General features: G+C 68.2%; 10 protein-coding genes. 6 read left to right on the top strand and 4 right to left on the bottom strand.

Annotated features, from left to right (window positions below; all coding sequences use genetic code 11):
• Positions 1-225: 225 nt before the first annotated feature.
• Entirely contained in the window at positions 226-2001 is a 1776-nt protein-coding gene (locus tag METUNV2_RS0106945) for a M61 family metallopeptidase (RefSeq protein WP_018228761.1), read from the bottom strand.
• Positions 2002-2190: 189 nt separating this feature from the next.
• Here METUNV2_RS0106945 and METUNV2_RS0106940 point away from each other — a divergent pair, with 189 nt between their 5' ends.
• The 4 genes from METUNV2_RS0106940 to METUNV2_RS0106925 all read left to right on the top strand — a co-directional run bounded on the left by METUNV2_RS0106940 (position 2191) and on the right by METUNV2_RS0106925 (position 6541).
• The gene (locus METUNV2_RS0106940) at positions 2191-2676 is read left to right on the top strand and encodes a BON domain-containing protein (protein ID WP_018228760.1); all 486 of its coding nucleotides are present in this window, start codon (positions 2191-2193) and stop codon (positions 2674-2676) included.
• A gap of 72 nt (positions 2677-2748) precedes the next feature.
• The gene (gene can / locus METUNV2_RS0106935; protein WP_018228759.1) at positions 2749-3399 is read left to right on the top strand and encodes a carbonate dehydratase; all 651 of its coding nucleotides are present in this window, start codon (positions 2749-2751) and stop codon (positions 3397-3399) included.
• 363 nt (positions 3400-3762) lie between these two features.
• Complete coding sequence (locus METUNV2_RS0106930) at positions 3763-5826, top strand: PhoX family protein (RefSeq protein ID WP_018228758.1); 2064 nt, start codon at positions 3763-3765, stop codon at positions 5824-5826.
• 91 nt (positions 5827-5917) lie between these two features.
• The gene (locus METUNV2_RS0106925) at positions 5918-6541 is read left to right on the top strand and encodes a PEP-CTERM sorting domain-containing protein (protein WP_018228757.1); all 624 of its coding nucleotides are present in this window, start codon (positions 5918-5920) and stop codon (positions 6539-6541) included.
• 85 nt (positions 6542-6626) lie between these two features.
• Here the strand turns inward: METUNV2_RS0106925 and METUNV2_RS0106920 are convergent, their stop codons facing one another.
• Positions 6627-9131, bottom strand: a complete 2505-nt coding sequence (locus METUNV2_RS0106920; protein ID WP_018228756.1) for a cation-translocating P-type ATPase — start codon at positions 9129-9131, stop codon at positions 6627-6629.
• Positions 9132-9311: 180 nt separating this feature from the next.
• Between METUNV2_RS0106920 and METUNV2_RS0106915 the strand changes: the two genes are divergently transcribed.
• Positions 9312-10271, top strand: coding sequence for a methyltransferase domain-containing protein (locus METUNV2_RS0106915; RefSeq protein ID WP_232415633.1), 960 nt, complete (start codon positions 9312-9314; stop codon positions 10269-10271).
• 13 nt (positions 10272-10284) lie between these two features.
• Here the strand turns inward: METUNV2_RS0106915 and METUNV2_RS0106910 are convergent, their stop codons facing one another.
• Together METUNV2_RS0106910 and METUNV2_RS0106905 are read right to left on the bottom strand one after the other, a co-directional pair.
• Positions 10285-10494, bottom strand: coding sequence for a DUF2788 domain-containing protein (locus METUNV2_RS0106910; protein ID WP_008058471.1), 210 nt, complete (start codon positions 10492-10494; stop codon positions 10285-10287).
• 47 nt (positions 10495-10541) lie between these two features.
• A complete protein-coding gene (locus METUNV2_RS0106905) occupies positions 10542-11312 on the bottom strand; it encodes a DUF2189 domain-containing protein (protein ID WP_018228754.1) in 771 nt (256 codons plus the stop codon).
• A 519-nt stretch (positions 11313-11831) separates the two neighbouring features.
• Between METUNV2_RS0106905 and METUNV2_RS0106900 the strand changes: the two genes are divergently transcribed.
• Positions 11832-13970, top strand: a complete 2139-nt coding sequence (locus METUNV2_RS0106900; protein WP_018228753.1) for a methyl-accepting chemotaxis protein — start codon at positions 11832-11834, stop codon at positions 13968-13970.
• Positions 13971-14002 lie beyond the last annotated feature (32 nt).

The raw sequence follows: 14002 nt of genomic DNA, 5'->3' as shown, positions 1-14002 counted from the left end.
CCATCCTGAGCACGGCGGGAAGGCTGCCACCACCGGAATCGGCGCGGCATGTCACCGGCCCGGTGGGAGCGGCGCCCTCGCTGCGATGCGGCGTTTGAACAGCGAGGGCGCCAGTCTGAAGGTCTGAATCGCGGCGAGGCGCCGCTCCCACAGCCCTGGCCCGGCCAGTCGCACCGGACCCGTGGCAGCGGCGCCTCGCCGCGATGACAGTGGTCGCAGAACCGGTCAGCCGCGCCCCAGCCACTGTTTCAGCAGATCGCGGGCCGCGACGCTGGTGCGCGTGGCGGCGGTGACCTTCGCCTGATCGGCCGACGGCGCATCCAGCCGCAGACGGAACTTCATCAGTTCGTCCCGGCGGAAAGCATGCACCTTCACCTCGTCGTCCGGCTGGCGACGCCTGAGCAGCGCATCGAGCGAAGCCGGCGTGACCCGCAGTCCGTCGAAAGCCACCAGCACGTCGCCGGCTGACAACCCCGCACGCTGGGCGGCACCGTGGTCCAGCACCTGGGTGAGCTTCACGCTGTCGCCGTCGTTCGCGGTCTTCGCGCCCAGCACCGGCACGGTTCCGGCCGCGTCGAATGACAGATCCAGTCCGACCGCGTGCAGCAGCCGCTCCAGCGGCAGGTCTTCGGTGCCCTCGGTCGCTTCGTCGAAGAAACGCTTCAGCTTGAGCCCGCTCACTGCCTCGGCCGCACGCCGTATGCCGTCCTCCGGCACGCCCTGGCCGGTCTGGCCGTAATCCGCCCACAGCCGGCGCATCACGTCGTCCAGCGTCACCGCGCCGCGGGTCTTGGTGCGCAGCGTGAGATCCAGCGCCAGCGCGACCAGCGCGCCCTTGGCGTAATAGCTCACCACTGCGTTGGGCGCGTTCTCGTCCTGCCGGTAGTACTTGATCCAGGCGTCGAAGGACGATTCGGCCACGCTCTGCTTGAGCCGTCCGCTGCCGCGCATGACCTGGGTGACGGTCTTGCCCAGCAGCTTCAGGTAATCGTCCTGGGTGATGACGCCGGAGCGCACCAGCGCCAGGTCGTCGTAATAGGAGGTGAAGCCTTCGAACGCCCACAGCAGACGGGTGTAGTTCTCGACCGTCAGGTCGTAGGGTACGAAGGCGGCCGGCTTGATGCGCTTCACGTTCCACGAGTGGAAATACTCGTGGCTGCACAGGCCGAGGAAGCCGCGGTAGGCATCGCTCATCGCGGTCGCACCGGGCGCCGGCAGGTCGTTGCGCGAGCACAGCAGCGCAGTGCTCGCGCGGTGTTCCAGTCCGCCGTAACCGTCGCCGACCGCCATCACCAGGAAGACGTAGCGCTCGAACGGTGCCGGTTCGCCGAACAGCCGGATCTGCCATTCGCACACCCGCTTCAGGTCGGCGCACAGGCGCGCGGCATCCAGATCGTGGCGGCCGGTCACCACGACTTCGTGCGGCACGCCGCAGGCCTTGAATTCGTACAGCGCGAATTCGCCCATCTCGACCGGGTGGTCGATCAGTTCGTCGTAGTCCGCCGCGCGATAGACGCCAAAACCGTGTCGCTTGGCGCCCGACTTGCCCGTACCCTCGGGCAGCGTTGTGGCCACGCGCCATTCCTTGTAGGCGCGGCCGGCCGGCGGGCGGATATCGACCTCGCAGGCCTGACCCTCATGCCCGTGCACCTTCAGGAACACGCTGCTGCCGTTGAAGAAGCCGTGCGTGGTATCGAGATGGGCGGCGCGTACCGACAGGTCCCAGGCATACACCTCGTAACGCACGCGCAGCGCGCCGTCGCAGGGCGCGGCGCGCCAGGTGTGCTTGTCCAGCTTGGTCAGCGGCACCGCGCGCACGCCGTCGCGCGCATCGATGCGCACGATGTGGCGGGCGAACTCGCGAATCATGTAGCTGCCGGGTATCCAGGCTGGCAGCGACAGCAGCTGACCGTCGGCCGCGGGCGTGTCGATGTCGATCTCGACCTCGAACAGATGGGCTTCGGGATGGATGGGCGTAATGCGGTAGCGGACGGCGCTCATGTCGGTGACGGGCGTGATGGCAGCGTGGAGACAGCCTCGATTTCACCACAGGCCGGGGGCTGCGCGTCACCGCATCCGGTCCGTCTTGTCCTACATGCGACACGGACGGCGCCGACATCGGCTGTCATGCGGAATGGCTACAGTGAGCACATGGCCATCGCGCCCCCACATCGCACAAGGAGCCTGACCATGCGACACACCACCCTGCCCCGTCCTTTCATTCTCGCTTCGGCCGCCGCACTGGGCCTGCTGCTGGCCGCCTGCAACGACACGCCGCCGCCGCAGGACGCCACGCTGGGCCAGAAGCTGGACAGCGCCATCGCCCGCACCGAACGCAAGGCGGACGAACTGGGCGCACGCGCCGAAAACGCGCTGGACAGCGCCCAGGTCCGCGCGGAACACGCCACCGCCGACGCGAAGGCCGCGGTCGAATCAGCCACTGAAAAGATGGCCGACCGGATCGACGACGCCACCATCACCGCCCATGTATCGGCGCGGCTGGCCGGTGACCCCGAACTGAGCGCGCTGAAGATCGACGTGAGCACGCACGACGGCCGGGTGACGCTGAGCGGCCCGGCACCGTCCGAAGCGGCGCGCGCCCGTGCGGCCGAACTGGCGGTATCGGTAAAGGGCGTGACCGGCATCGACAATCAGCTGAAGGTGAAGGCCGGCTGACGAAGAGCAGCAGACGAAAGGGCAGGCGGTCCTGCGGTCGGATATATAATCCCGGCTGATGAAAGGACCGTCATGCCAAACAAAAAGACTGATCAATTATTCGAAGCCAACCGCCTGTGGGCCGATCGCATGCGGGCCGACGACCCGCAGTTCTTCGAGCGCCTGGCTACGCTGCAGTCGCCGGAATATCTCTGGATAGGCTGTTCCGACAGCCGGGTGCCGGCCAACCAGATCGTCGGTCTCATTCCGGGCGAGGTGTTCGTACACCGCAACGTCGCCAATGTCGTGGTGCAGACCGACCTGAACTGCCTGTCGGTCATGCAGTACGCGGTGGACGTGCTGAAGGTGAAACACATCCTGGTGGTCGGCCATTACGGCTGCGGCGGCGTGCGCGCCGCGCTGCACGACATGCGCTTCGGTCTGATCGACAACTGGCTGCGCAACGTGCAGGACGTGCGCAACAAGCACCGCGGCCTGCTCGAAGCGGTGGCCGAGGGCGAAGTGCGCGAAGACAGGCTGTGCGAACTGAACGTGATCGAGCAGGCGATGAATGTCTGTGAAACCACGGTCATCCGCGACGCCTGGGCACGCGGCCAGGACGTGCGCGTACACGGCTGGATCTACGGCCTGAAAGACGGCCTGGTGCGCAATCTGCGCATGGAAGCCAGCGGCGAGAACGAACTGGAACAGGCTTACGACAGCGCCCTGAGTTCGCTCACCTGACGTTCGCTCACCGGCCGCCCTGACCCAGGGCGCCGGGAACCGGGTCCGGGCACCTCTGCCCGGACCCGGTTCCAGCTTTCCGGCCCGCTGCCGGTTCGACGCCCCCCTCCCCGCCGCCCGGTCACGATTCGTGTCGCAGTGCTCGATGCGCCCGCCACGCGCAGGTCTTGCCGCCTGCTCCGGCAAGCCCGGCGCAAGGCCGTTTTCCGGCCCTGACCACCGCTGAAATAGTCCGTTCGGACTATCGCCGGCTCCGCTCCCTCTTCTTATCCCTGTCAGAAACGCATCGCAGACTGCGCGCGAACGATTGGCGTGCAAACCATGGCGCCGACGTCCCCGACCACGTCCCCGCAAGGAGCTTCCATGTCTTCGATGCTGCACCCCGACAACGACCAGACGATCAACCCGTCCGGCAACGAATCCATCCGCGACGTGATGGAACAGTTCACCGGCCGCCGCAACTTCATGAAGGGTTCGCTGGCCACCGCCACCCTGGCTACGCTGGGCGGCTTCAGCATGGAATCGCTGGCCGGCGGTTACCCCGGCTACGCCGGCAGCCCGGCCCCGAGCGGCAGCATCGGCTTCACCGGCGTGCCGGCCAACGTCGTTCCGATGACCGACGGCATCACCGTGCCGGCCGGCTACACCGCCCGCGTGCTGATCGCCTGGGGTGACGCCATCGGCAAGACCGGCCCGGACGCGAACACGCACTGGGACCCGGCCACCGAAATGACCACCGCCCGCCAGCTCACCACCTGGGGCGCGCACAACGACGGCATGCACCTGTTCCCCTTCCCGGGCAACGGTGCCGGCAATCTGGCCAATGACCGCGGCCTGCTGGTGTCCAACCACGAGTACGTCGATCCGGCCCAGTTCGTGAACATCACCACGCCCTACACCGGCATCACCATGACCAAGGCCATGGTCGACGCCCAGGTGGCCGGCCACGGCGTGAGCGTGGTCGAAGTGCGCAAGGTGAATGGCGAAATGAAGGTGCAGCGTCCGTCCGCCTTCGCCCGCCGCATCACCGGCGCCACCCCGTGCAAGCTGAGCGGCCCGGCCGCCGGCCACGCGCTGGTGAAGACTGCCGCCGACCCGTCCGGCACCACCGTGCTCGGCACGCTGAACAACTGCGCCAACGGCTACACGCCGTGGGGCACCTATCTCACCTGTGAAGAGAACTTCAACGGCTACTTCGGCTCCACCACCGCCAAGCTGGCCGCCCAGCCGCTGACCGCGCACGAGAACCGCTACGGCCTGGCCGCGGTGGGCTTCGGCTACCGCTGGCACGAAGCCGATGCGCGCTTCGACTTCCGTGACACCCCGAACGAAGCGAACCGCTTCGGCTGGGTGGTCGAGATCGACCCGTGGAATCCGAACTCGGTGCCGGTCAAGCGCACCGCGCTCGGCCGCTTCAAGCACGAAAGCGCGGAAACCGTGGTCGGCGCCGACAACAAGGTCGCGGTGTACATGGGCGACGACGAGCGCAACGACTACGTCTACAAGTTCGTGTGCTCGAAGAAGCTGGACACCAAGAACCGCGCCGCCAACCGCGACCTGCTGGACGCCGGCACGCTGTATGTGGCCAAGTTCAACGCGGACGGCACCGGCAGCTGGCTGCCGCTGGTGTGGGGCCAGAACGGCCTGACGCCGGAAAACGGTTTCGCCGACCAGGGTGAAGTGCTGATCAAGACCCGTCAGGCCGCCGACCGTCTGGGCGCCACGATGATGGACCGCCCGGAGTGGATCACCCACCACCCGGTCACCCGCGAAATCTATCTGACGCTGACCAACAACAACCGTCGCGGCACCACGCCGGCCTCGTCGAACAAGGCTGACGGCACGACGGTCGCCGCGTCGGCCCGCCCGCCGGTCGACGCCGCCAACCCGCGTCGCGACAACCGTTACGGCCACATCATCCGCTGGACCGAAAACGGCAACGACGTGGCTGCCACCGGCTTCCAGTGGGACATCTTCGTCGAGTGCGGTGACAAGCTGAACGCCAACGCCCACCTGCAGGGCAACATCATCGGCGACGACCTGGGCGCCCCGGACGGCCTGTGGTTCGACAAGGACGGTCGCCTGTGGATCCAGACCGACCAGGTCGGCAACGCCACCGGCGACTTCGCCAACATCGGCGGCAACGCCATGTTCTGCGCCGACCCGGCCAGCCGCCGCATCACCCGTTTCCTGACCAGCCCGAAGAACTGCGAAGTCACCGGCATCGCCAGCACGCCGGACGGCAAGACCCTGTTCATCAACATCCAGCACCCGGGCGAAGACTGGAGCGGCAGCTTCACCGCCAACAGCACCTGGCCGGACAGCGGCTTCAACGGCCCGACCACCCAGAGCGGCAAGGCGGTGGTCAAGCCGCGCTCGGCCACCGTGGTCATCACCAAGGACGACGGCGGCGTGATCGGCAGCTGATCGCCTCCCGCGTCCTCTTAACCCTGTCTCATCCACGTCATGGGCGCGACATCGCGTCGTGCCCATGACCGCACCCTTCCGGAAAGGATTCATGATGAAACTGAAACTTGCCGCACTGACCCTGGCACTCGCCGCCGCCCTGCCGGCCCAGGCCGCGCTGACCCATAACGAAGCCGACATCACGAACGCGCTGGTGGCCGATTTCGAAAACTTCGACGGCTTCCTGACCACCGGTCCGGAAACCGTGGTGCCGGGCATCATCTACACCAGCGATGCAGGTTCGGAACTGGGCGCCTACATACGCGACCTGGGCAGCAATGGCGTGTGGGGCGTGGGCAACCACTTCGCCGCCTCCGGCGCGATCGGCGAACTGCGCTTCACCTTCGCCGACCTGACCACCGGCGCCGGTGCCTTCGTGAACCACTTCGCCTCCAGCGTGTTCCCGTTCTCGGTGGTGGTGTCGGTCTATGGCGACAACAACCAGATCCTGGAATCGCACACGCTGTCCATCGACACCGATGAATACGGCTACAACGAAGGCCAGTTCCTCGGCATCACCCGCACGACCGCCGACATCCGCTCGATCTCGTTCAAGGGCAACGGCGTGGTGGTGGACAACCTGGCGGTGTCGCAGCCGGTGCCGGAACCGGAAACCTACGCGATGCTGCTGGCCGGCCTCGGCCTGATCGGCATGGCCGCCCGCCGCCGCGGCTGATCCCCTCCGCTGCACACGCATCGGGTAAGCCCGGCCTCGGCCGGGCTTTTTTTCGCCCAGCCCGGCCGGCCTTCACCGCGACGCATCAGGCGGTCAGACGGCGGGCCAGCCTGCGCACGCCGTACAGCGGCAGCAGCGTGGCCAGGCCGGCGACACAGGCGGCCAGCCATTGAGCGGCCGGCAGCGGCGCGAAGCCGAACCAGGCGGCCGGCGCCGGCAGCACGGTCACCGCCAGCAGCGCCGCCAGCGTGCCGCCGATCACCGCGAGCGCCACCCGGTTGCGCGCCGTGCCAACGGTGCCCGGCGTGCACGCGACGAACACCAGCGCGATGCCGCTGGCCACCAGCGCGACGAATACCACGGTGCGTGCCGCCTCGGCCGGCTGGCCAGACGCGAGCAGCCCGACATGCAGCGCGACCAGCAGCAGCGACACCACCGCACCGTAGAGCAGGCTCAGCGCGAGCCTCGCCGGTGGCAGCAGCACCGCGCCGCGCGGCCGCGGCGGCTCGCGCATCAGACCGGCGTCGGCTGCGTCCGCCTCGAACACGATGGAACAGGTCGGGTCGATCACCAGTTCCAGGAAGGCGATGTGCACCGGCGCCAGCAGCACCGGCAGGCCGAACAGCACCGGTGCGCCGACCAGCGCGATGATGGGCACATGCACCGCCAGCGTGTAGATCATGGCGTGACGCAGATTGCGGAAGATGCGCCGGCCCAGCCGGATCGCCTCGACGATGGACGCGAAATCGTCCTCCACCAGCACCAGATCGGCCGCCTCGCGCGCGACGTCGGTACCGCGCCTGCCCATCGCGATGCCGATGTGGGCGGCTTTCAGCGCCGGCGCGTCATTCACGCCGTCACCGGTCATCGCCACGATGTCGCCGCGCGCCTTCAGCGCCTCGACGATGTCCAGCTTCTGCTGCGGGCTCACCCGGGCAAATACGCAGCAGGCGGCCACCTCGCGCCGGAAGGTGGCGTCGTCCATCGCCGCCAGTTCCGGGCCAGTCAGTACCCGGGCGCCGTCGATGCCGGCCTGGGCCGCGATCGCCCGCGCGGTGCGCGGGTGGTCGCCGGTGATCATGACAATGCGCACGCCGGCGGCACGGCACTCGGCCACCGCGGCCGGCACGTCGGCGCGCAGCGGATCGGCCAGACCGATCAGGCCGATGAAGCGGAAGGCGAAGTCGTGCTGGATGTCGGGCCAGGCGCTGTCGCCCGGGTGCGATGCGTGCGCCACCGCCAGCACGCGCAACCCGCGGTCGGCCAGTTCGGCCGAACGCGCGCTGACCTCGGCCAGCGCCTCCGGTGACAGGTGGCAGAGGTCGGCAATCGCTTCCGGCGCCCCCTTGGCGGCCACCTCCTGGTGGCTGCGATCCGGCGCGCGCCACAGGTGCGACATCGCCAGCAGGTCCGGCGACAGTTCGTATTCGCGCGCCAGCTGCCAGTCCGGGTGCAGGTGTTCGGTATTCGCCAGATGGTCGCCAGCCAGCCGCAGGAAGGCCTGTTCCATCGGATCGTGCGGATCGGTTTCGCTGGCCAGCACCGCGTACTCGAGCAGGCGGTGATAGGTTTCCGGCAGTGCGTCCAGCTTCACGCCGCCACCCAGCATGAGCACTTCATCGCCCACCGCGAGAGCCGCCACTTCCATCCGGTTGCGGGTCAGCGTGCCGGTCTTGTCGGTGCACAGCACCGTGGTCTGGCCCAGCGTTTCGATTGCCGCCAGCCGCCGGGTGAGCACCTTCTGCGCCGCGATGCGGCGTGCGCCGAAGGCGAGGAACACGATGAGGATGACCGGAAATTCCTGCGGCAGGATGCTCATCGCCAGCGTGATGCCGTACAGCACGCCTTCCAGCCAGCCGCCGCGCAGCGTCGCGTAAGCCACCGCCAGCAGTACGCACAGCGTGATGCCCACCACCGCCAGCCGGCGCGCCAGCCGGCCCAGTTCGCGCTGCAGCGGCGAAGGGCCGCTGACGGTACCGGCCAGCGACGTGCCGATGCGGCCCAGTTCGGTCGCCTCGCCCACCGCGCTCACCTCGACCGTGGCGCGACCGCGCACGACCAGGGTGCCGGAATACACCCGCAGCGGCTCGCCGCCCGCCACCGGCAGCTTGCTCACCGGTTCGGACTCGCCGCTCAGCATGGATTCATCCACCGCGAAGTCGTTGGCGCCCAGCACCACGCCGTCGGCCGGCACCCGGTCGCCCTCGGTCAGCAGCAACAGGTCGCCGTACACCACCTCGCGACCGGCGATGCGTTGCACCACACCGTCGCGGATCACCAGCGCGCGCGGACTGGACAGGTCACGCAGCGCCGCCAGCGCGTGCTCGGTGCGGCGCTCCTGGAAAACGGTGACCGCGATGATGAGCATGACGAAGCCGAGCAGCACCAGCGCTTCGCGGGCGTCGCCCATCAGCAGATAGATGGCGCCAGCCCCGAGCAGCAGCAGGAACATCGGCTCGCGCGCCACATCGAGCACGGTGGCCAGCAGCGTATGCGGCTTCTCGGCGGCGATCTCGTTCCAGCCGTCACGCGCGCGTCGTGTCGCGACTTCGGCCCCGCTCAGCCCGCCCTGCCCCTGCAACCCGTTCATGCGCCCCATCCGTCCGTCGGCCACTGCGTCCGCACCCCGGCGAAGTCTGGCACGAAAGCTGCGATGACACGGCCGCACCCGTCGCACGGCAGGGCAAACGGCAATAACGGACCGCTGCACAGGCAGAAGTTGCCGGCAGCGCGCGGCAAATACCGACCGACCACACGAGAGGAATACACCATGTCACGGATGGAACATGCAGCCCACCTCGGCCGCGCGGCCCCCGGCGCCAGCCTTCCGATGAGCGACGCCGACGACGAGCCCAGCCATCTCGGACAGTTCATTCCGCTGCACTATCACCACAACATGCTGCTCGACGCCAACCGCATGAGCAATTTCAAGGCGGCCATCGACGCCGTGGTGTTCAAGGGTGCGCGCGTGCTCGAACTGGGTGGCGGTACCGGCGTGCTGTCCTGCTTCGCGGCTGCCCACGCGAGCAAGGTGTATTGCGTCGAATTCAATCCGGACATGGTGGCCGAATCGCGCCGCCTGCTGGCGATGAACGCGCAGGGACACAAGGTCGAGGTGGTACACGCCGACGCCTTCGAATATCTGCCGCCGGAGCCGGTCGATGTGGTGATCTGCGAAATGATCCACGTCGGCATGCTGCGCGAGAAGCAGATCGACGTGATCGAAGCCTTCAAGACGCGCTACCGCGCGCGCTTCGGCGACCGGCTGCCGATGTTCCTGCCGACCGCCGCCCTGATGGCGGTACAGCCGCTGAACCAGGACTACGACTTCTACGGCTTCAACGCCCCCATCATCCAGTTCCAGCGCGTCGGCGCGGAACATCCGGGCGCGACCGAACTGGGGACGCCGGTGCTGTATGGCGTCATGGATTTCGACCAGACCTGCAGTCGCGACATCGCATGGGAAGGCGACATCGCGATCAGCGCCGACGGCACCGTGAACGCCCTGCGCTTCATCACGAAGAACATCCTGGCGCTGCTCGGCAACAAGGGCCGCACGCAGGACTGGCTGAACGACTATCTGGTGCTGCCGCTGGGCACGCCGGTGCAGGTGCGCGCCGGCGACCGGCTGCACGTAAGCTTCAGCTATCGCGCCGGCGGTTCGCTGCAGTCGCTGGCCCGCACCATGCGGGCACGGGTGACGGAGCGGACCTGCGACAGCGGCGCGTGAAGCGCGGCGGCGTTCAGCCGCCCAGCATCCACTTGATCACGCCCTTGGCGACGAAGCCCATCATGCCGAGCCCGAGGCCGATCAGGATGACGAAGGTGCCGAATCGGCCCGCCTTGGATTCGCGGGCCAGCTGCAGCAGGATGAACAGCATGTAGAGCATGAAGGCGGCCACGCCGAAGGTAAGACCGAATTCGGCGAACTGTTCTTCAGTGATGCCACCCATGGACGAATCCTGCTCCTGCCGTGTTCAAGAAAGAGGTCGAAAGCGCTTCAGTGCGCCCGCACCAGGTCGCGGTAGGCGTGCCAGCTGGCGTGGCCGAGCAGCGGCACCACCACCAGCATGCCGATCAGGCCGGTGGCCATGCCGAACAGCGTGAAGCCGGCAATCGCCACCCCCCACAGCGCCAGCGGCGCCGGGTTTTCCATCACCACCCGCCAGCTGGTGAGCACCGCGCCCCACACGCTGATTTCGCGGTCCAGCAGCATCGGAATCGCCACCACGCTGGACGCGAACACCGGCGCGGCCAGCAGGCCACCGAGCGCCAGCCAGGCTTCAAACAGCCAGCCCTGCTCCGCCAGCACCACCACCCGCAGGAAATCCTGCGGCGTGGACACCGGTGCCGGTGAAAATTTCCAGATCAGCGCAGCCGAGGTCATCACCCAGCCGGTGCCGGCCAGGGCCAGCAGCAGACCGAACACCACCAGCCGCCGGTCGCGCGGCTTCCATGCACGCAGCGCGGTCATCAGGTCGGCCTGCTGCCCGCGCTCCAGCGCCCGGCTGATCGCGTACAGCCCGGTCGCCACCACCGGCGCCACCAGCAGGAAGCCGGTGAACGCGCCGTTGAGCAGCCAGAACTGATCCGGAATCCGCCAGCACAGCAGCACACCGAACACGGCCACCGCCGCACCGTGCAGCAGGCCGGGCAGCGGGCAGCGCAGGAAGTCCCGCCAGCCCTCGATCAGCCAGCCTATCGGCCGGCCAAGCGGAACGGGGCGGGTGTCGAAGCGGCGGGATTCGATGATGGCGTGGCTGTCGTTCATGTCGTTCGGGGTGTCCGGGTCGATCGACGACGCGGGCGGGCGAAGCCGGTGGGCTGCCCTGTGCGTCACGGAGTATGGCGGCACGCCGCAGGCTGCATCTTGACGCAGCTCATGGGGTACGCGAGCGCGGCAAGTATCGACCAAACCCGTGCCCCCGTCACCGCGAACCTGCGAAAACGCACCAGCCGGGTGCCTTTTTCGCACCCCGATTGTGCAAAGCAACAAAACCCTCAAGCCCGCGCCAGACCGGCCGATGAGGCGGCAAACATGCCTGCCGGCGAGCGTGCCGGACAGGCGGATACAAGATTCATTACCCCGGGACCGCCGACATGAAAATCCTGCCCTGCCGCACGCCACCCCCTCGTCTCCACGCATCGCGCCCCCTGCGCTTCGAGCCGCCCTTTCAGGCGCGCTGAGGCGCCCTCACAGCTCGGACACCACGACACGACCGCAGTGCCCGCGCACGGAGCCGTCCGTACGCGGGCCGGTCGCCTGCCGCATTCCCAAAGGAGCTTCCCCATGCTCAAGAGCCACTCGATGGACCTGTCCGCCGGCGAACGCAGCTGGCTGCCGCTGGCCGGCCGCACCGGCAAGATCGCGATGCGCTGGGCCACGCTGGTGAACCGTCACCGCTACGCCGCGATCGAACAGACCTTCGAATCCTTCGCCCGCACCCGCGTGCGCATCCTGAACGACTGGGCCGAACAGCAGTGGGGCTGCCTGGAAAGCCTGTCGCGCGAACTGGCGGCCGGCTGGCCCCGCACGCCACGCGCACCGCTGCAGCATCTGCACCGGCGCGCCGCCGACTTCAGCGAACTGTTCGTGACCGACCGCGAAGGCCGGGTGCTGGCCTCGTCGGCGGACAGCCGCGAAGGCGCGCCCGCAGCCAGTGTGCGGGCACTGGCTGAAGGGCTGAAGGCGCCCTTCCTGCACGGCCCCTACAGCGATCCGGTCACGCTGACGCTGGGCCGCTCCAGTTCGCGCTTCCACGACGCGATGACCCTCATGTTCATCCAGCCTGTACGCGTCGACGGCCGCACCGTGGGCACGGTGTGCGGCCGGGTGCCGAACGACGTGCTGGGCGACCTGATACAGCGCGAGGCCGGACACATCTTCCACGAGTCCGGCGACAACTACCTGTTCATGGTGAAGCCGGAATTCGACCGCGGCATCCGGCCGGGCACCGCACTGTCGCGTTCGCGCTTCGAGGACAACGCCTTCACCCACGGCGACAACCTGAAGGACGGCGTGCGCACCGCCTACGGCACGGTGCGGGTGCAGGCGCACACCGAACTGGAACTGGTGTTCAACGACCCGGCCACCGGCCAGCTGCATCCGGGCGTGCGCGAAACGATACGCAAGGGCGAAAACCTGTTCGTCACCTACCCGGGCTATCCGGACTACCGCCACATTCCGGTCATCGGCAAGGGCGTCACCTTCCGGCTGCCGGGCTCGCCGGATACCTGGGGCATGATGTGCGAAGCCGATCTGGAAGAGGTGTACCGCTACCGCAGCCTGGGCTACCGGCTGCAGAAGCTCTACCTGCTGCTGGTCAGCGCGAGCTGGGGCAGCGCCTTCGCGCTGTCGGCGCTGGCCGGCCTGCCCGGGCTGTTCGCCTGGGCGCTGGGTCTGGTGCTGCTGGCGGCCGGCATGCCCATACTGCAGCGCGCCGGCTGCCAGCCGGTATCGGAGCGCCTGCGCGAAGCCACCCGGGTGCTGCGCAGCACCGCCGAAGGCGGCAACCTGACGCAGCGGCTGCCGCGTGAAAGCGTGCGCATCGACGAAACCACCGTGCTGGCGCAGTGGACCAACAGCCTGATCGACAATCTGGACCAGACGCTGCGGCAGATCGGCCGCACCTCGGGCGAAATCAGCGAAACCAACCGCGGCCTGCAGGCGCGCAGCGAACACGCCGGCCGGGTGTCGGACGACATGCAGCGCGCGGTCGATGACATGGTGAGCGCAGTGCACCAGCAGACGGTGGAAATCGATCAGGCCAGCACCAGCACCCAGGCCATGCGCGACGTGGTGCAGCAGGTGAGCGACAGCGCGCAGGCGCAGTTCGCGCAGATCAGCGCGCGCAGCAGCACGATACGCGGCTCGGTACTGCTGTCGACCGACACCATACGGCAGCTCGAACGGCGCACGCTGGACATCGGCAGCATCGCCACGCTGATCAAGGAAATCGCCGAACAGACCAATCTGCTGGCGCTGAACGCCGCCATCGAGGCCGCCCGCGCCGGCGAAGCCGGCCGCGGCTTCGCGGTGGTGGCGGACGAAGTGCGCAAGCTGGCCGAGCGCACCCGCGGCGCGACCACCGACATCGGTCGCATGATCGAAGGCGTGCAGTCGCAGGCCGAACAGGCGGTGCGCACGGTCGAAAGCGGCATGGCCGACATGGAAGACGGTCTGAAGCTGGCGATCGAAGCGGCGTCCGACCGGCAGGAAATCGAACAGGTGGTCGAGCGGCTGTTCGTCACCATCGGCCAGATCGCCAGCACCACCCACGCCTATGGCGATCGCATCGGTTCGATTTCGCAGGCGGTGGACGCGATGCGCGACGCCACCGTGGCTTCGGCCCGCAGCGCCGAACTGACCGGTCTGGCGACCGCCCAGCTGGAAAAGACGGTGGGGCAGTTCAACGCGAAGGCGGCCTGAGTCGGGTCGGCGGCCCGCTCGCCGCCGTGACC

The organism is Methyloversatilis universalis EHg5 (assembly GCF_000378945.1).
GTDB lineage: Bacteria > Pseudomonadota > Gammaproteobacteria > Burkholderiales > Rhodocyclaceae > Methyloversatilis > Methyloversatilis universalis_A.
This window is presented reverse-complemented; position numbering and strand designations above follow the sequence as displayed.

Bases quoted from the DNA above. Each gene is read 5' to 3' on its own strand.
- METUNV2_RS0106945 (WP_018228761.1), bottom strand. From the start codon at position 2,001: ATGAGCGCCGTCCGCTACCGCATTACGCCCATCCATCCCGAAGCCCAT.
- METUNV2_RS0106940 (WP_018228760.1), top strand. From the start codon at position 2,191: ATGCGACACACCACCCTGCCCCGTCCTTTCATTCTCGCTTCGGCCGCC.
- can (WP_018228759.1), top strand. From the start codon at position 2,749: ATGCCAAACAAAAAGACTGATCAATTATTCGAAGCCAACCGCCTGTGG.
- METUNV2_RS0106930 (WP_018228758.1), top strand. From the start codon at position 3,763: ATGTCTTCGATGCTGCACCCCGACAACGACCAGACGATCAACCCGTCC.
- METUNV2_RS0106925 (WP_018228757.1), top strand. From the start codon at position 5,918: ATGATGAAACTGAAACTTGCCGCACTGACCCTGGCACTCGCCGCCGCC.
- METUNV2_RS0106920 (WP_018228756.1), bottom strand. From the start codon at position 9,131: ATGAACGGGTTGCAGGGGCAGGGCGGGCTGAGCGGGGCCGAAGTCGCG.
- METUNV2_RS0106915 (WP_232415633.1), top strand. From the start codon at position 9,312: ATGTCACGGATGGAACATGCAGCCCACCTCGGCCGCGCGGCCCCCGGC.
- METUNV2_RS0106910 (WP_008058471.1), bottom strand. From the start codon at position 10,494: ATGGGTGGCATCACTGAAGAACAGTTCGCCGAATTCGGTCTTACCTTC.
- METUNV2_RS0106905 (WP_018228754.1), bottom strand. From the start codon at position 11,312: ATGAACGACAGCCACGCCATCATCGAATCCCGCCGCTTCGACACCCGC.
- METUNV2_RS0106900 (WP_018228753.1), top strand. From the start codon at position 11,832: ATGCTCAAGAGCCACTCGATGGACCTGTCCGCCGGCGAACGCAGCTGG.